Raw genomic sequence first — 18501 nt, forward strand, 5'->3', positions numbered from 1 at the left:
TTCTTTTCGAATGTTAAGCATTTCCACTACATAACTCATGAGATATCCTCCCTTATTTTTTACTAATACATATTCATATTAATTTTTTATGCCTTTTTTTTGAGCATTTGTTAAATAAATCTAATTAACTCATTATACAAGAAAAAGACGGTGATACCGCCTTTTTCACTACTTTTAACAATTTATTAAATCTTATGAAAACTATTTTATTAAGTCTCCCTTTTCACCTTTAACTGTTATTTCTCCACTCTTAACCTTGTTATAAACTTCATCTACCTTCTTAGTAGTTTCTTCACTTAAGTTTGGATTTTCACTTGGAATACCAACACCATCATTTTTAGCATCAAATGTTAATGTTTGACCACCTGGGAATTTTCCATCTAATTCATCTTTAATTATATCATAAGTAGCTACATCTATTTTCTTCATAGCTGAAGTTAATATTATAGATTTATTATCTTTATATATACCATCTGCATATTGATCAACGTCAACACCTATTATCCAAGCTTCTTTTCCAGCTGTTGCTCTAGCTTTTGCTTCATTTATAGCTCCAACTCCAACTCCACCAGCTGCTGTAAATACTGCCTTAACTCCGTTATCAAACATAGTTGCTGCTAATTGTTGTCCAGCTGCTACGTTATCAAATGATCCTTGATAAACAACATTTTCTGCTTTTATTGACATCTTTGTTCCTAAATTATCATTAGCATATTTAACACCTTGTTGGAATCCCCAGTTAAACTTTTGAACTGAAGGTATTTCCATACCACCTATGAAACCTAATTCTCCTTCTTTTAATTCAAGAGATGCTGCTACTCCAGCTAAAAATCCTGCTTCATGTTCTGCAAAAAATACTGCAACTGAATTATCAGCTACCTTTTCTACTCTATCTGCTCCAGTTTTTCCATTGTTAGGAGATCCATCGATAATTACAAATTTTGCATCTGTATATTTATCTTGAGATTGGAATATAGCTGTTTCAAACTTAAATCCAGGAGTAACTATAAATTTATATCCTGTATCATAAAGATTTACAATTTCCTTCATATAGTCAGCTTCTGTTGTTCCAGTTGGCTTTAAGTAGTTAGTTTCAACTTTTAATTCTGCTTCTGCTTTCTTTATACCTTCCCAAGTACCTTGGTTAAATGATTTATCATCAATAGTACCTGCATCAGTAACCATACCTACTTTTATACCTTTTTCTGTGCTTCCACCTTCTGACTTGTTTCCACATCCTACTAAACCTGTTACCATAAGCGCGGATAGTGCTAAAGCTATTGCTTTTTTCTTCATATTAAAATCCTCCTTAGACTTTTGTAATTTAATTATTATAAAAGGTTTATTCTGTTTAAACTTTCAAAAAAGATTATACAATATATAATTCGTAAATACAATATTTTTTATAACATAATTTTTCTTGTTACGACATATATTCACAACGAAAAACCTTTTCACTATTATTTTTCATTTTTTATTTTTATTAATATTTAATTTGAAAGATGTATTCCCGAATATTGTTTTGTTTTCATGAAAATTAATTCGTGTTTTTCCCGTTAATTGTTAAATTTATATCACTTGTATTTTTATGACTCAAATCAATTATAGTGGAAAATAACTTAATATTATAGCAATTATAATGGAAGGTAATAAATTTGATACTTTTATTTTAGTTACTCCTAAAACATTTAAACCCAATCCTATAATTAGTAAACTTCCTACTGCCGTCATATTGCTTATTGCAACATCATTTAATATATATGATAATGTTCCAGCTGCTAAAGTTATGCTTCCCTGGTATAAAAATACACTTATCGAAGATATCATTACTCCAATCCCTAATGTAGATGAAAAGATTATCGAACTTATTCCATCTAAAATAGATTTAGCGAAGAGTGTATTATGATTATGGTTTAAACCACTTTCTATAGAACCTACTATTGCCATTGCACCTATACAAAATAATAGTGTTGAGGTAACAAATCCTTCTGAAATAGATACATTATCCTTTTTATTATTGATCCTTTTTTCTATTCTTTTCCCTAAATTTTCGAGTTTTAAATCTATATCTATAATCTCTCCAAATAAACCGCCTATAGCTATAGAAATTATCATTACGATTGTATTATTTCCTTTTAATGCTCCAGATATACCTATATAAATAACGCACAAAGCTAGTCCATTCATTATAGTACTACTTAATTTTTCGTTAACCTTACCTTTTATAAAAAGTCCAATTAAAGACCCTAAAATAATCATTAAACTGTTTACTATAGTTCCTAACACGTTTTTTCCTCCTAAGTTTTATTTTGCAAAGCAATCTTTTTTAGTTCACAGTGCAAAATTCACAGTTCACAGTTGGGGATGAAACTACTACGTAGTTTCTGAAATTTAGTTTATATCAACTCTTTCAGAGTTAATATAAGAATTTCTTAATTCAGCAGAGCCGAATTATTTCCATAACTGTGAACTGTGCATTGTGAAATGTGCACTGAATAAATTAATTTAAAAAATCAATAAATATACTTTTAAATGTTTCTATATCCATAGGTGATATTCTTACTCTTTTTAATGAGTACAAGCCATCTTGAAGGCTAGAAATTCCACTCTCTGTTGTCACTGCAGCTTTAATTCCTAGTTCTTTTTCCACTTCTATTGTTTCTTCATCATATCTTCCAACAGGATAGCAAACAAATTTACTATCTACTCCGACTTTTTCTTTTAAAGCCTTTATACCTTCTTCTATTATTAGAATTTTATCTTCCCTAGGAATACTCGTAAATTCTATATGCCTAGATGTATGATTTTCTATTCCCATTCCGTTATTCTTCATTTCTTTCAACATATTTGAATTCATATACCAGCTATCAATATCTGTTTGGTCTGTTATTATAAAGAAGGTAGCTTTCATATTATATTTTTTTAATATTTTATAAGCATCTGAATAATTATCTGAATATCCATCATCAAAAGTTATTGCTACTGGCTTTTCCGGAACTTTACCAGTACTATACGCATTAATAACATCGTCTAAAAGCATTGGAGTAAAACCAGCTTCATTAAGCCATTTAATTTGTTCTTCAAATTGCCCTACTGGAACTAATAAGCGATTATTTGGATCACTGTCTGATATAGAGTGATACATAAGTATAGGTATCTTTACATCATTAATATTTAACGTTAAATAATTAGTTTTATCTTCTTTATTATTTTCCTTTATTTCTTCATTTTGTTCTTTTTCGGGTTCATCTTCTTTATTTATTTCACTTACTTGATTATCTTTTTCACCTTGGGCTTCTTTGCTAGATCTTTCAAAATAGTTTTCTATTATGTATTTTCCCCCAAAAATAATTACTAAAACTATTATTAAAGCACTTATTATTTTAAATATATTTTTCATTTATTTCTCCCCTTTTTTAATTATATTTCGACTATATATTTCTAGGAATATTTTGTCAACCACCTATCTAATTATTTATTTTTTTTTAATATTTTCTTATTTTTCTTTAAGTCATTGTTAATCATATCGTATTTTTGTATAATTAATCTAAACTAATTATGAAGGAGTGTTTTTAAATTGTTTGGATATGTGACTCCTCTTAAAGCAGAACTTAAGATTAAGGACTTTACAAAATTCAGAAGTTATTATTGTGGTCTATGTTTTCAACTTAAAAATAGTGCTGGAAACATACCTAGAATGGTATTAAATTATGATATGACATTTTTGGGAATACTACTTGACTCTTTATCACCTAAAGAGCCTGATATAGAAATTAGACGTTGCATGGCTCATCCTACTGATAAAAAACCTGTAATTATAAATAATGATGCACTAAATTATGCTGCTGCAATGAATTTAACTCTTTACTATTTAAAATTAAAAGATGATATTCAAGATGATAATAGTTTAAAAAGTAAATTTTTAGAAAGAATATTATATCCTTATCAAAAAAAATTGGATAAATCTATATCAAATATTAGATCCATAATTAAAGATAATCTTAGAGTATTGACAAATTTAGAAAAAAATAAAGATTTTGAATCAATAGATGTAATTTCTCACCCTTTTAGCGATATTGTGGGAAATATATTCAAGGAATATCCTGGAGATCTTATAAGTGATGGTCCTGATTTGAGAAATAAATTGTATAACTTTGGGTACACCTTAGGAAAATGGATTTATCTTATGGATGCATTCGATGATTTAAAAGATGATATAGAGAATAATAAATTTAATCCAATAAATTATTTATTCAATAAATCTAACGAGTCTTATTACGATCTAATTATACTAATACAAGAAAGGTTAGAGTTTACAATTTTAAATTGCTCTTATAATTGTAAAGATATACTTTCTAAATTACCTTTAAAAAGAAATGAAGATATACTTAGAAACATTTTAGAATTAGGTATGATGGATAAGTATATAGGAATATTAAATAATACTAGAGAAGATAAAAGGAGTGACAACTTAAATGAATCCATATGAAGTTTTAGGTTTAAAACCTGGCGCAACTCAAGAAGAAATAAAAAAAGCTTATAGAAATTTAATAAAACAATACCATCCTGATCAATATGGCGATAACCCATTAAAAGATTTAGCAGAAGAGAAAATGAGAGAAATAAATGCTGCTTATGATACATTAACTAAGAATCAGAATACTTCTAATAACTATTCAAGTAACACTAACTCATCATACAATAATTCTTCTTATAGTAATTCCTCTGATAGCAGTTATATGTTTTCAGAAATAAGAAGACTTATCCAAAGCGGAAATTACGCTGAGGCTGAAAATAAATTAAATAGCACTCCAAACAGAAATGCTGAATGGAACTTTTTATACGGAGTATTACTAACTAATAAAGGGTGGTTCGATGCAGGTCTTAAACATATTCAGACTGCTGTAAACATGGATCCTAATAACTTTGAATATAGACAAACTCTAAATTCTCTTAATCAAAGAACTTCTGCTTACAGAAATAATTATTATAGAACAACTGGTAATAATAGTACCAATGCTTGTGATTGTTGTATAAATTTATGGTGTTTAGATTCAATATGCGAATGTATGGGTGGAGACCTTATAGGTTGTTGTTAATTATTAATAACTTATTTAATTGGTGGTGTTTTAATGAAAATTAGAGATATTACAGTAAGTGCTATATTAATAGCACTTACCATTATTATTTTATATTTAAATTTACTTTTACCTATAAGCACTCTTAGTATCCTTACTTTGGCATCTTTATTAGTTCCTATTGCATTAATAAAGTCTTCAATAAAAAGTGCTTTTTCAGTTTATATAATTTCTTCAATTATAGGATTTTTTATATTACCTATTAATATAATCTCACTATATGCTTCATTCTTTGGTATATATGGAATAATCAAGTATTATATTGAAAAAATAAATAAGTTTTATTTAGAAATAATATTAAAATTAATATTTTTTAACATTATTTTAGTTATCTCATTTTTTGTATTTAATTCAGTTCTTGCAATAGGAAGTATTTCTCTTCCAATTTGGTTATTCTTCCTTGTTGCTCAGCCTATATTTTTTATTTTTGACTATGCTTTAACATTATTAATTTCATTTTATATGCAAAAAATACACAATAAAATATAGTTTAAAATAGCCTAGACCTTATTAAAAAGTCTAAGCTATTTTTTTGATTTTCATTAATCTAGTATTGAAAATAATATTTCAACTGCCCCTTCCAGTACTTCTCCTGCTGCACTTTCAATAAATTTTTTGAACTTATTATCTTTTCTTTTAATATTTTCATTTTTTTCACTCATAATTTTTCGATCTTCTGGTGCAGAATTATAAAAATATGCTTCTTCATATGATGTTATTTCTTTAAATAAAATTTTATTCTCATCATTTTTCAAAATAATGCTCCCCTAACTTTTTTTAATTCACAGTTTACAGTTCGCAGTTCACAGCTTTTTTCATTCCTTCATTATTTTTTTCATTCTTAATTTTTAATTATAGTTTACACTTATTACCTGATACCTGATACCTATTCTCTGTTAACTAAAAAATGAAACCAACTGTAAACTGAAAAATGCTTCGCATTTTATTAGATTATATATCTATACAACTTCTGTTCCAAATGGCATTAATGATAACTTAGCTAATTTTAGAGATTGCTTTGCAAAAGGTATTCCTATTATTGTAATGCATAATAATAAAGCACTTATCAAATTTGCTAAACATAATTCGAAACCACCAAAAATTATCCATAGGATATTTAATATCAAATTAAATCCACTATCATTTTTATTAATAACTTCTTTTCCAAAAGGTGCAAATTGTAGTTTAGCCATTTTAAAACATTGAAGTCCTATTGGAATTCCAACTATTGTTATGCACCATAAAAGTCCAAATACAATCCATCCTAGAGCATTAATAAACCCTCCACATATAATCCAAACTAAATTTCCTAAACAAGACATTACTAATCCCCCTATTATTTATTAAATATTATTTAGTTGTATTAACGCACAGTTTTCTATGGCATTAATAGAATTTTCTTTACAATAAGTTAAAATTTCATTGCTTTCAGCTCCTGGCTGTATTAAAACATTCTTTATTCCTAGTTCATTAGCTTCTTTTAAGTATTCTATTCCAAGCTTTGCATTTATACATAAATCAATAGCATCAATAGTATATGGTACATCTTTTAAATTAGTATAGATATTTTCTCCACCTTTTGGATGAACTCCACTTACTTTATATCCCTTTAATTTAAACTTATTTAAAATCTTATTTGCATATTTAGCTTCATTAGATACATCTCCAATAACTACCCAATTTTTCAGTTTCATCAAATTTTCTATATTCATATTTTATCTCCTTATAAAGTCTTTATATAATTACTATATCCAATTAAAAATATTTCATCAACAACTTTACTAATATATCTTATTACTTTTTTGTAATTGTTGACTTATATTATAATAAAATATATAATTGAGTATATTAAAATTATATATTCATTGCATTGATTAGGAGTAGTATTATACTGTTATACTCAAGAGAGCTGTTGTTTGGTGTGAAACAGTGTTTAACTTATAAGAACTTGCCTATGAGCTTACTTGTCAAAAGCAAGTACGGAAACCCCGTTATAGATTTGAGTGAGAAAAAATATTATTTTTTCTAATAAGAGTGGTACCGCGAATATGTCCTTCGTCTCTTAATTGAGATGAAGGGCTTTTTTATATTATTTTTTACTTTTAAAGGAGGAATTATTGTGGCTAATTACGGAACTGCCATCGATAAAAAATGGCAAGATAAATGGGAAGAAACAAATCTTTATAAATTTGACCCAAACAAGGAAGGTGAAAAACTTTATGTTTTAGAAATGTTCTCTTACCCTTCTGGCAGCCAATTACATGCTGGACACTGGTTTAACTATGGTCCCGTTGATTCATGGGCTAGAATGAAAAGAATGCAAGGATACAATGTATTTCAACCAATGGGATTTGATGCATTTGGTCTTCCTGCAGAAAACTTTGCAATAAAGACAGGGATCCATCCAAAGGATTCAACTGATAAAAATATAGAAACTATGGAAAAACAATTAAGAGCTATGGGAGCTATGTTTAACTGGGATAACGAGGTTATAACATGTAATCCTGACTACTATAAATGGACACAATGGGTATTCTTAAAACTATACGAAAAAGGATTAGCTTACAGAAAAAAAGCTCCTGTAAATTGGTGTCCATCTTGTAATACAGTTTTAGCTAATGAGCAAGTTCATGATGGTGCTTGTGAAAGATGTTCAACTGAAGTAACAAAAAAAGATTTAACTCAATGGTTCTTAAAAATAACTGATTATGCTGATGAACTATTAGAAAAATTAGATACTTTAGATTGGCCTGAAAAAACTGTTGCTATGCAAAAACACTGGATTGGTAAATCTACTGGTGCAGAAGTTACATTTAAAGTTAAAGATTTAGATATTAAATTTGATGTATTCACTACTAGAGTTGATACATTAAATGGTGTAACTTATGTTGTTTTAGCTCCAGAAAATCCACTAGTTAATGAGCTTACTACAGAAGAAAATAAACATGCTGTTGAAAATTACAAAGAAGAAGCTAAAAAACAATCTGATATAGAAAGACAATCTTTATCTAGAGAAAAGACTGGCGTATTTACAGGTTCTTATGCTATAAATCCTATAAATAATAAAGAAGTTCCTATTTGGATTGGAGATTATGTATTAGCAACTTATGGAACTGGAGCTGTTATGGCTGTTCCTGCACATGATGAAAGAGATTTTGCTTTTGCTACTAAATTTAATTTACCAATAGAAAGAGTTATAACTAACAAAAAAGGGGATAATGCTGAATTACCTTATTGTGAATATGGTGTGTTAGTTAACTCTGGAGAATTCAATGGATTAACTACTGAGGAAGCTAAGGAAAAGATAGTTGAAAAATTATCTTCTATGAATCTTGGATCTGCAAAAGTTAATTATCGATTAAGAGACTGGTTAGTATCTAGACAAAGATATTGGGGTGCTCCAATACCTATGATTCATTGTGAACATTGTGGAACTGTTCCTGTACCTGAAGATCAGTTACCAGTAGAACTTCCATATAATGTTGAGTTTGCTCCAGATGGAAAATCTCCTCTTACAAAATGTGAAGAATTTATAAATGTTGCTTGTCCAAAATGCGGAAAGCCAGCTAAAAGAGAAGCTGATACTTTAGATACATTTGTATGTTCATCATTTTACTACTTAAGATATCCTGATAATAAAAATACTGAGAAGATATTTGATACTGACCTTATAAATAAGATCCTTCCAGTAGATAAGTATGTAGGTGGTCCTGAGCATGCTTGTATGCATTTATTATATGCTAGGTTCATAACTAAAGCTTTTAGAGATATGGGATACTTAAATTTTGATGAGCCATTTAAATCATTAACTCATCAAGGATTAATTTTAGGTCCTGATGGATTAAAAATGAGTAAATCAAAAGGAAATACAATTTCTCCAAATGATTATATCTCAGAATATGGCTCTGATGTGTTTAGAATGTATTTAATGTTTGGTTTTGCTTATATAGAAGGTGGAGCTTGGAGTGATGATGGACTTAAATCAGTTGCAAGATTTGTAGATAGAATTGAAAGATATCTTGATATAGCTAGAGATGCTATAGAAAAGGGTGTTAATAATAAAACTTCTATTGATAAAGCTGAAAAAGAATTAAATTTCTGGATCAATAATGCAATAAAAGGTGTTACTGAAGATGCAGATAAATTACAATTTAATACAGCTATTGCAAGAATGATGGAATTTGTTAATGCATTTTCTAAATACCTACAAGAAGATGTAAAAAACTTAGAATTCTTAAAAAATACTTGTATTAATTTCTTAAAAATTCTTGCTCCTTTTGCACCTCATTTTTCTGAAGAACAATGGAGTTTATTTGGATTAGATTTTTCAATTTTTAATGAATCTTGGCCAGTATATGATCCAAAGGCATTAGTCAAAGATGAAGTTGAAATAGCTATTCAAGTTAACGGTAAAATTAAAGCTAAAATCAACGTACCTACCGACTTAGATGAAGAAGGAATTAAAGCTGCTTCTTTAGCTAATGAATCTATAGCTGATTCAACAGAAGGTAAAGCTATAGTAAAAGTTATAGTTATAAAAGGAAGACTTGTAAACATTGTTGTTAAATAAACTTACCCAATTAACAATTTAGGAAACAATTCAGCTTTCGCTAAATTGTAAAAATAAAAATACTGCTGAGAAAATTCCAGCAGTATTTTTTGATTTTCAGAATGCTGAAAATCCTCTTTAACTATTAACTATAAACTGTGAATTAAAAAATATACACTGATTAAGCTTCATCCAAAACAATTTTAAATTTATCTAAAACTTCACTTACAAGTTTTTCATCTAACTGATTATAATAATTCAATAAATTTGAATCTTGAAGTGCTGTAAATATTTTTTTACTAATTTCCATCCACAATTCAGGAATATATACCCAAACTATTTCTTCATATTTACAACTTAATAAAAAGTGTTCTATTCCCCAAAACAAGTACTCCTTTATATTATGCAATTTATTAAAAATTACATAATCTTCTACTACTCTTGGCGTAAGCTTATATTCATATATATCAACATAAAAAAAATCAAAATTATCTTTTTTAGCATTATATGCATCTGTATTTATAATTTTTATTTTAGAATTTTCTTTAAAATTAGAGTTATATAAGTCTATTATATCCTTTTCTTTTTCATAAACTATAACTTTGCTTATATCCTTCTTTTTAGCTAGCTCTTGCACAACATACCCTAGTCCAAGTCCAACTACTCCAACTTTCCCTTTAGCATATTTTATGAACATATATGAACTCTCTATTTCCATTGGAGAAATCTTCATCCATATATTATTAGGTCCATGTAACTCTAAAATATTTAAATTTATATTATCCTTTTTATTGTACATATACCCATTAATAAAATCTCTTTTATCTAGCGTGTTTTTTATTTCAAAACTTCCAATCTTCCCTAAAGATATTAAGTTATTATACTCTTTTATTTTCTCTAATAAATATGTTTTATCATATGGTTTCAAAATATAATACTTCCCTTCTGTATTAATTTTAGTTATGCTACATATAATACCTTGTGTAAAGTTTCAAATTTCTATAACTAAAAAAATACTTTTATAATAAATTATTTTTAATTTTGTTAACTAATATATTTTTTCTATATAATAATTATTATATTTACAATATATAGTAATGACAATAACTATTTATTAAAATTTACTATATATTGCATTAAAAAACTCTTGATATTTAATTATACTATGGTATACTAATGATATAAATTATCATTTAATAATAGAAGGTGAATAATATGGACAAAATTATAATAAGCGAAGAAGCATACAACGAATTCAAATCATTTTTAGATGAAAATGAAGTTGATAACTACAGTATAAGAATTAATTTAGCTGGATTTGGATGTAGTGGTCCTGCTTTCAATATATCTGTTGATGATGTTAAAGAAGGAGACGTTACTCAAAAAGTTAACGATATTACTTTTGTTGTAGAAGAAAAATTAGTTGATGAATTTGGCGGATTTAAATTGCTTTCAACTGAAGAAAATGAAGGAAGAGGCTTATCTCTTAAACCTGTCATTGAAACTGAAGGTGGATGTGGATCTTGCGGTGGTGGATGTCACTAGAAAAAAGAGTTGCAGTTGCAACTCTTTTTTTTATTGCTAAATAATAATTTTTATTATAAATTATTTAGCTATAATTTCTGCTCCATCTTCTGTAACTAAAACAGTATATTCCCATTGAGCTGAATATCCTCCATCATCTGTAAATACTGTCCAATCATCATCTTCATCTACAAATACTTCATAATCACCTTGATTTATCATAGGCTCTATTGTAAACACCATTCCAGGAACTAATACCATTCCTTCTCCTTTTTTCCCATAATGAGCTACAAATGGGTCTTCATGAAACTCTAATCCAACTCCATGGCCTCCAAAAGATCTTACTACTGAAAATCCATTTACTTCTGCATGTTCTTGTATTACAGCTCCTATATCCCCTAAGAATCCCCAAGGTCTTACAGCTTCAAATCCTTTTTCTAAACATTCTTTTGCAACTCGTACAAGCTTACTATCTTCTTCCGCCACATTACCAATCATAAACATTCTTGATGCATCTGAATAATATCCGTTATATATTGTTGATACATCTACATTTACAATATCTCCATCTTGAAGTATAGTATCATTGCTTGGTATTCCATGACATACAACATCATTTATTGAGACACAAACACTTTTAGGAAATCCTCCATAATTTAATGGTGCTGGTATTGCTCCACTATTAACTGTAAAATCATGTACTATCTTATCAATTTCCTCTGTACTCATACCCATCTTAATTTTTTCTTGTACTAAATCTAATACTGCATTATTAATTTTAGCACTTTCTTTTATTCCTTCTATTTGCTCTTTATTCTTAATTAGCTTTCTAGGCGGAATATGAAATCCCTTTGCTTTCAAGCTATCTAATTTTTCATCTAATTCAATGTGGCATTTTTTATATTTCTTACCACTTCCACACCAACATTGATCATTTCTATTTAAATTCATATTAAACCTCCTTTTAAATTTTCCAAATCAAAATAATTAACAATTACATATTTACATTTCACAATATACTAAAAATTATTTCAAATATAATTTTATTCTAAAATATGAAATTTGATACTACAAGTTTGTATTATTTAATATTATTTATTAATATAACTATATCACATATTCTTATTATTGCCTTAAAAATTTCATTAAAATAAAAATACTCTATTTCTAGAGTATTAAAACTAACTTTTTATAGTAAATTCATAATTAATATAAGGATCCATAATAGAATTTATTCCATTTAAAATATCTATCCAATAATTTTTCTTAATTGTTATTATCTCCTTATCTTCTTCAGTCTTATTACTAAACTTTTCTTGATTAAATTCCTTAAAAAACTCATTTAGTTGGTTTGACATATTATTCATAGCTGAAAAGTTATTTAATGTTTCACCTTCTAAAATAATTTTATCATTTTGATTCTTCATTTCAGAATTTAAATATTCAAATAATAAGCTTTCAATTCTTGAATATACTTCATTAGGTATTTCTTTTGATATCTTAGATTTTTTGCTTATAGTAATAATTTCTTCTTTTCCATAATTTTTATAATTTGACCATAGATTAGTGAATTCATCTGACATTGAACTATAATTTTTATATAAAGCAAGTAATTCTTCATTACTTATGCTACCTGCTTTTATACTCTGATTTAATATATTCAATGCTCCTTCATTTCTATTTCTTATTTCTTCAACACTTTTATAGGTTTCTTTACCTACTAGTATTTTATATCGAGAATTCATAATTGACGTGTAAACGTTTATCAATAGACTTATAATCAATACTGCCAATATTAAAAGAATACTATTATTTTTACTTATCTTATAAGATTTCATAATGCACCCCCATATTTTTGTATTATATCATAGATTATTGACTAATACCAGTACGCTTTTAAATTGCAAATTAATTCTTCTTTCTAGCATACAATTCACAAAACATAGTTAGTTGCTAGTTTTCATTTTATAGGTAGCAGATAACAAGGAATAAATATTTAATTGTCACCTGTTACCTTATAAAAAACTGTAAACCAAAAATTATAATTCATAACTTATTACTTAACCATGTTAAAAGTATCTTCCATGTTCTTGTTGATACTCCTTAATCATCTCTAATCCTGCAGTTCCACCTTCACCCTTTTCTACCCTACCTTCTATTTTCTTTATTTCTCCATAAGGTCTTGATAAAGATAAATCTTCATCTCCTGTTAATACCCAAATTATATTCGAATTAACTGGCTTAACTTCTAATTCCTTTTCACCTACCCCATCAGTAAAATATATAAGCACATGATTTCTCATCTTATTATCTTTTATATATTTAAATACTGGTGAAAATTTAGTTGATCCTATATTAGATGTTCTTTTTTTAATATCATTCTTAGATTTCATTTCATAGACACGTCTGATTTCATTATCACATTCTATTACAGTAATTTTATTAGTTCTAGTTTTAGTTATTTCTAGTATTTCAATCATTATTTTATGCACCTCTTCTTCACTCATAGATGCACTTATATCTATGGCGACTATAATTTCTGGAATATTATTAGGAAGAGTTCCCCTTATATCTAATCTATCTGGTTGTCTTCTATTTCTTCTTGTTATAGTCTTTCTTTCTCCTGCTCTAAGCGATGGCATTAATTTTTTTAATGTTTCTTGCCATGGTATTTCTGCCTTCTCTGTATATGCATTAATAATTGCTTTTATATCTTTAGGAGCATTACCTTTAAATGAACTTATAGCTGTTTTCTTGGTCATATCCTTTATTGCATCATAATTTAAATTACTTTCTTCCCATGCATCATGAGCCTTTGAAATATCAAGCATTTCTCCTATAGATTCACTATTATTTGATTTCATGCTCTTTAAAAATTTTGATCTTATAGCCTTTTCTATACTTTCAGCATATTCTTCAATAGATTTATCTTCTCTAAGACTCAAGTTATATTCTTTATTGATACTTTCTATCTTAAAACTATCCATTGGCAAGTTTTTTATAAACTGATTTATAGAAATATCAAGTGCTAAATTCACAGAAGTTGTTGTATATTTGTTTTTAAGATCTTTTTCTCTTTGATGATGCCCATACATTATATGGTACACCTCATGTTTAAAAAGAGCTTGCATTTCCTTTTTATTACACATTAAAAATAATATTGGATTAAAATACATCTTAAATCCTTGCATTTTAGGAACTGTTGCTAGTGGCCATGTTATATTAAACCTTATGCTTCTTTCAATTTTCACTAAAAATTGTCCAAAAAAGTTATCTTCACCATCTATCATATCAATTACAACAGACTCTACTAAAGAAAAGAAGTTTCTTTCAAAATCACTATTTAACTCTCCATGCTCCTTAATTTTTAATGCTTGCTTTAATAAATTGTTACGTTTATCATCAAATATCATATTCCTCATTCCTTATTGAAAAATATTAAAGAATGCATCTAAAAATGTATCTTCATTTAATAAATCTTTATATAATCTTTCGCTAGAATCACTTTTTATTTCTTTCATTATGCCAAGTCTTAAATCCTTTGGATAACAAATTAATAAATCTCCAAATAGTTTTCTATTATTCTCTGTATTATTTTCCTCTAGGTATCGTAAGGAATTTTTAGCTAATATATATAATCTTGAATGGCTTTCTTTTCTTATCTCTTCCTTTACTTCTATTGGTAAAATAATATATTCAAATAGATCCTTTGGTTTAATTAATTGATTTTTTATATTCTTAATATAATTTATAAAATCTGTTGCTATACTTACCCCTACATTTCCTTTAACCACATTATAGAATATATCAATTGAATAGTTATTACTATTTTTCATATATATATTATAAGCTTTAGCTACTCTTTCCCAGCTTCTTGGTGTAGCTTTTATAGATTCATTTGAATTTGGTGTATTCAAATACTCTGGAAATGTTGATAAAAATTCAATTATATTTTCATTTACGTTTCCATCCTCACTCATAGCCCACTTAATCCATTCTTTTATATCAGAATCCAGTTCAATCCATACAAATCTATCTTCTTGAGCTTTATCCATATCAACTACTTGATACTCACTATCTTCAAAACCATCATACTTATTTGAAGGATTCATAGCCGCTACTATTTTAATGGAATCATCTAATTTATATCCGTTTATTTCTCTATTTAATATTAAATTCATAAGCTCTTGTTGGACTGCATGCTCACATCTATTTAATTCATCTATAAATAATAGTACTCCATTATAGTTATAATTTATTATAGCTTCTTTCATTTCAATAAGCTTATAGTGCGTTGCATATTTAGTTCTTCCATCTTCAACTATTGGTAATCCGCCAATTTCACCTTCTTTTAGAAGATTTGCATCTATGTTTACTAAATAATAACTATTACTTTTGCATATTTTTTTTACTAAAGATGTTTTTCCTATACCAGCTTCACCTATTATTAATGGAACACTTCCTGACTCTAAAATTAATTCTATAGTACTTATAGCTTCTGAAAATTTCATATTTTATCACCTCTTGTTGTCTTATCTTGAAAGTTTATAATCCACTAATAAAATTTTAGCTTTTTTACTTCCATATTCACTTATAAAATTTATCTTATCCATCTCTAATATTTCAAGTTCTAAAAAATCTTTTATATATTTTTCATCTATAAAATCTTCTTTTATTTTATCTATTACTACATTCACCACAAAATCTACATCTATAGAATCATAAACATATTTTACAATTTTTATATTATCTCCAATTAATATTTTTAGTTCATCTAAATCAAAATTAATATAATTTATAGCCTCTTCATTTCCCTTTACTGCTTCTCTTCTAGCTTTTAAACTTGGATTATCTATAAACTTTATTGCTGCCCAATATTTTTTTATTGCTTCTAATTGTACCTTTTCTGAAGGATTTTTTATATATTTTATTGCATCGTAATCCTTAAAAACTGCTATCATCTGCATACTTTCAGTCGGATTTTCTATAAATTGTATCGCCCATCCTTTTGCCTTTATAGCTTCAAGTTTTACTTTTTCAGTTGGATCTTTTATATACTTTAAAGAATTCCATAATAATTTAACTGCTAGTATAGCATTTTCTTCGTCTAACTCTTTAATATATTCCACTGCTAATGGATTATTTTTTATTGCCTTTTCCTTCATAATACTAGTTGGATTATCTATATATCTTATTGCTAATCCATTTCTCTTAATAGCTTCAAATATTAATTCCTCACTTGGATTTTCTATATACCTAATATACAAAGGATTATCATATATTTTTTTAAAATCATTGCTTTCCATAATTGTCCTTCCTTATTCTTTCTATACTTTAAAATAATCTATAATAAAGTTAATATCTATCTTGTTATTTATTATACTATATTTAATGAATAATTACTATTATTTAATATTTATAATTATAAAAATAAAATAAAAGGGTAAAAATATATTTCTATACTTTTACCCTTTTATTTTTTATTTATGCTCATGATCCTTTATATGATTAATACAATAGCACTTTTTTCCTGAACATTTTGAACAGTATCTAAATTCCATATTAGTATTATCTTTTTCTGTTATTCCACACACAACGCATTTATGAATAAATTCTACTTCTCTAATTTTAGATTTAAATTTTTGCTGTCTATGATAATTCATTGCACTACTTTTTGTTCCTGTAAATATACTTTTTCCAAAGAATATTAAGTAATTTACAACTGGAATTAAAGCTATTATCACTCCATTTAAAGATTTTAAAAATATAGCTGAAAGTACACTAATCCCTATCATAATCCAATTGAATATTGCAATATATTTAACCTTTAGAGGTATTATAAAAAACAATAATAGTTGAAAATTTGGATATATTTTTGCAAATGCTAAGAATAGTGAAAGGTTAACATATGAACCTGTTACTGTCTTTCCTGTTAAGAATGCTATTATTATTGAAGCTAACATACCTATTAGGTAATATGCATTAAACTTAAAGCCTCCCCATTCTTCTTCAAGACCAGACCCTGCTAGATAATAAAAATATAAGGTGAAAATTACCCAAAAAGCAGATGTACTTTCTGGTACAAAAATAAATGTTATAAGTCTCCATATTTCTCCATTTAGCACCTTGCTTGAATCCAATACTATATTATTTATTAGTTCATTATTTCCATTAATCATAGTAATAAAATATATTACTGCATTTCCTAATACTATTATAAGCATTAAATTCCTTATATAAAGATTTCCAAATTTTCTTTCTAATTTATTTAACCAATTCATAACTTCAAATTACTCCTTTTATAATTACTTTATTATATAAGTTGTTATAAATAGTTTATATCAATATACCATTATTATCAACAAAGGATATTTTTTATTTTATTTCCATTTATTTACAATTGTTCTTATGTTAAGTATAATTAATATATGATTCTTATAGATTTATTATAACTTAATGAGAGGTGTTTATATGGAACCTAAAGTTTTTGATATTGAATATAGAAGAAAATTACTTTATAAAAGAAAGAGGCGAAGACAACTCATATTTCAAATTTCTATATTTCTAAGTGTACTTTGTGTATCATTCTTTATTATACTACTGGGTAATAAGGATAATAATGTTTCTTCTGTAAACCAAAAAATAACTACATCATCTTCCTCAACTGAAGAGAAATTTATAATATGTATAGATCCTGGACACGGGGATTGGGATACTGGTGCAAAAGGAACAACTGGAGTATTTGAAAAAGATATTGTTTTAAATATATCTTTAAAATTAGGAAAATTACTTGAATCTAATGGAGTGAAAGTTATTTATACAAGAACAAATGATTCTCTTCCTTGGCTTGAAACAGCAAATGATAGCTTAAAAGAAAGAATAAAAATACCCGAGGTCTTTGATGCAGATTTATTTATATCTATTCACTGCAATAGTAATTATGATTCCCCAGATTCAAAAGGATTAGAAACTTGGTATAAACTATCTAATAATGACAGCAAAGAATTATCTAATATAATCCAACAATATTTATTAAAGTTAAATTATACAGAGGATAGAGGCTTAAAAACTTATAAAAGTAAAGATGATGCTCTTGCAGTATTAGAATTAAATTCAAGTATCTCAAGCTTAATTGAATTAGGTTTCTTGAGTAATGCCTCTGATGAAAAATATTTAAACTCTGATTTAGGTCAGAATAATTGTGCTGAAGCTATAAATGATGCTATATTAAGCTATATTAAGAGTAATAAGGAATCTTTAATTAATAAAAGAAATAGTAATGATTAGATT

Annotated in this window: 19 protein-coding genes and 1 other annotated feature; of the genes, 6 read left to right on the forward strand and 13 right to left on the reverse strand. The window is 26.9% G+C overall.

The features are described from left to right. Positions 1 to 201 precede the first annotated feature (201 nt). The 3 genes from AAT22_RS15345 to AAT22_RS15355 all read right to left on the reverse strand — a co-directional run bounded on the left by AAT22_RS15345 (position 202) and on the right by AAT22_RS15355 (position 3400). A complete protein-coding gene (locus AAT22_RS15345; protein ID WP_016208311.1) occupies positions 202 to 1296 on the reverse strand; it encodes a BMP family ABC transporter substrate-binding protein in 1095 nt (364 codons plus the stop codon). Between the two features lie 306 nt (positions 1297 to 1602). Beyond that, positions 1603 to 2286 carry a DUF554 domain-containing protein gene (locus tag AAT22_RS15350; RefSeq protein WP_016208312.1) on the reverse strand — a complete coding sequence of 228 codons (684 nt, stop codon included), beginning with the start codon at positions 2284 to 2286 and terminating at the stop codon, positions 1603 to 1605. 214 nt (positions 2287 to 2500) lie between these two features. After that, positions 2501 to 3400, reverse strand: a complete 900-nt coding sequence (locus AAT22_RS15355) for a polysaccharide deacetylase family protein (RefSeq protein WP_047001870.1) — start codon at positions 3398 to 3400, stop codon at positions 2501 to 2503. A 177-nt stretch (positions 3401 to 3577) separates the two neighbouring features. On the opposite strand from AAT22_RS15355, the gene AAT22_RS15360 reads away from it, so the two are divergent. Genes AAT22_RS15360 through AAT22_RS15370 form a run of 3 tightly spaced genes read left to right on the forward strand, consistent with a single transcriptional unit; the run spans position 3578 to position 5627 of the window. Continuing rightward, entirely contained in the window at positions 3578 to 4489 is a 912-nt protein-coding gene (locus AAT22_RS15360; protein WP_047001871.1) for a DUF5685 family protein, read from the forward strand. Continuing rightward, positions 4476 to 5099 carry a J domain-containing protein gene (locus tag AAT22_RS15365; protein WP_016208314.1) on the forward strand — a complete coding sequence of 208 codons (624 nt, stop codon included), beginning with the start codon at positions 4476 to 4478 and terminating at the stop codon, positions 5097 to 5099. The genes AAT22_RS15360 and AAT22_RS15365 overlap by 14 nt, the downstream gene beginning before the upstream one ends. Positions 5100 to 5132: 33 nt before the next feature. After that, a complete protein-coding gene (locus AAT22_RS15370) occupies positions 5133 to 5627 on the forward strand; it encodes a hypothetical protein (RefSeq protein ID WP_047001872.1) in 495 nt (164 codons plus the stop codon). A 53-nt stretch (positions 5628 to 5680) separates the two neighbouring features. On the opposite strand, the gene AAT22_RS15375 is transcribed toward AAT22_RS15370, so the two are convergent. From AAT22_RS15375 to AAT22_RS15385, 3 genes are all read right to left on the reverse strand, one after another. Continuing rightward, complete coding sequence (locus AAT22_RS15375) at positions 5681 to 5893, reverse strand: hypothetical protein (protein WP_016208316.1); 213 nt, start codon at positions 5891 to 5893, stop codon at positions 5681 to 5683. A gap of 204 nt (positions 5894 to 6097) precedes the next feature. Then, positions 6098 to 6460, reverse strand: coding sequence for a YccF domain-containing protein (locus AAT22_RS15380; RefSeq protein ID WP_016208317.1), 363 nt, complete (start codon positions 6458 to 6460; stop codon positions 6098 to 6100). Positions 6461 to 6481: 21 nt separating this feature from the next. Further along, the gene (locus tag AAT22_RS15385) at positions 6482 to 6850 is read right to left on the reverse strand and encodes a CoA-binding protein (protein WP_047001873.1); all 369 of its coding nucleotides are present in this window, start codon (positions 6848 to 6850) and stop codon (positions 6482 to 6484) included. A gap of 149 nt (positions 6851 to 6999) precedes the next feature. Continuing rightward, positions 7000 to 7204, forward strand: a binding site (T-box leader). A gap of 53 nt (positions 7205 to 7257) precedes the next feature. On the opposite strand from AAT22_RS15385, the gene leuS reads away from it, so the two are divergent. Then, complete coding sequence (gene leuS, locus AAT22_RS15390) at positions 7258 to 9708, forward strand: leucine--tRNA ligase (protein ID WP_047001874.1); 2451 nt, start codon at positions 7258 to 7260, stop codon at positions 9706 to 9708. A gap of 160 nt (positions 9709 to 9868) precedes the next feature. On the opposite strand, the gene AAT22_RS15395 is transcribed toward leuS, so the two are convergent. After that, entirely contained in the window at positions 9869 to 10615 is a 747-nt protein-coding gene (locus AAT22_RS15395; RefSeq protein ID WP_047001875.1) for an rRNA adenine N-6-methyltransferase family protein, read from the reverse strand. Positions 10616 to 10902: 287 nt separating this feature from the next. Between AAT22_RS15395 and AAT22_RS15400 the strand changes: the two genes are divergently transcribed. Then, positions 10903 to 11232, forward strand: a complete 330-nt coding sequence (locus AAT22_RS15400) for a HesB-like protein (protein WP_047001876.1) — start codon at positions 10903 to 10905, stop codon at positions 11230 to 11232. 60 nt (positions 11233 to 11292) lie between these two features. Here AAT22_RS15400 and AAT22_RS15405 read toward each other — a convergent pair whose 3' ends face one another. The 6 genes from AAT22_RS15405 to AAT22_RS15430 form a co-directional block, all read right to left on the reverse strand. Further along, a complete protein-coding gene (locus AAT22_RS15405) occupies positions 11293 to 12162 on the reverse strand; it encodes a methionyl aminopeptidase (RefSeq protein ID WP_047001877.1) in 870 nt (289 codons plus the stop codon). A gap of 230 nt (positions 12163 to 12392) precedes the next feature. Then, a complete protein-coding gene (locus AAT22_RS15410; protein ID WP_016208323.1) occupies positions 12393 to 13049 on the reverse strand; it encodes a hypothetical protein in 657 nt (218 codons plus the stop codon). 231 nt (positions 13050 to 13280) lie between these two features. Then, complete coding sequence (locus AAT22_RS15415) at positions 13281 to 14624, reverse strand: VWA-like domain-containing protein (protein WP_016208324.1); 1344 nt, start codon at positions 14622 to 14624, stop codon at positions 13281 to 13283. 12 nt (positions 14625 to 14636) lie between these two features. Next, a complete protein-coding gene (locus AAT22_RS15420) occupies positions 14637 to 15722 on the reverse strand; it encodes an AAA family ATPase (protein ID WP_016208325.1) in 1086 nt (361 codons plus the stop codon). A 21-nt stretch (positions 15723 to 15743) separates the two neighbouring features. Beyond that, on the reverse strand, positions 15744 to 16517 hold the full coding sequence (locus AAT22_RS15425; RefSeq protein WP_016208326.1) for a hypothetical protein: 774 nt from the start codon (positions 16515 to 16517) through the stop codon (positions 15744 to 15746). 174 nt (positions 16518 to 16691) lie between these two features. Further along, positions 16692 to 17492: a hypothetical protein gene (locus AAT22_RS15430; protein ID WP_016208327.1), complete on the reverse strand. Its 801-nt coding sequence runs from the start codon at positions 17490 to 17492 to the stop codon at positions 16692 to 16694. A gap of 190 nt (positions 17493 to 17682) precedes the next feature. Here AAT22_RS15430 and AAT22_RS15435 point away from each other — a divergent pair, with 190 nt between their 5' ends. Next, entirely contained in the window at positions 17683 to 18498 is an 816-nt protein-coding gene (locus tag AAT22_RS15435) for an N-acetylmuramoyl-L-alanine amidase (RefSeq protein ID WP_047001878.1), read from the forward strand. The last annotated feature ends 3 nt before the right edge of the window (positions 18499 to 18501 follow it).

It is taken from the genome of Clostridium sp. C8, assembly GCF_001010885.1.
In the GTDB taxonomy this organism is placed as follows: Bacteria; Bacillota; Clostridia; order Clostridiales; family Clostridiaceae; genus Clostridium; species Clostridium sartagoforme.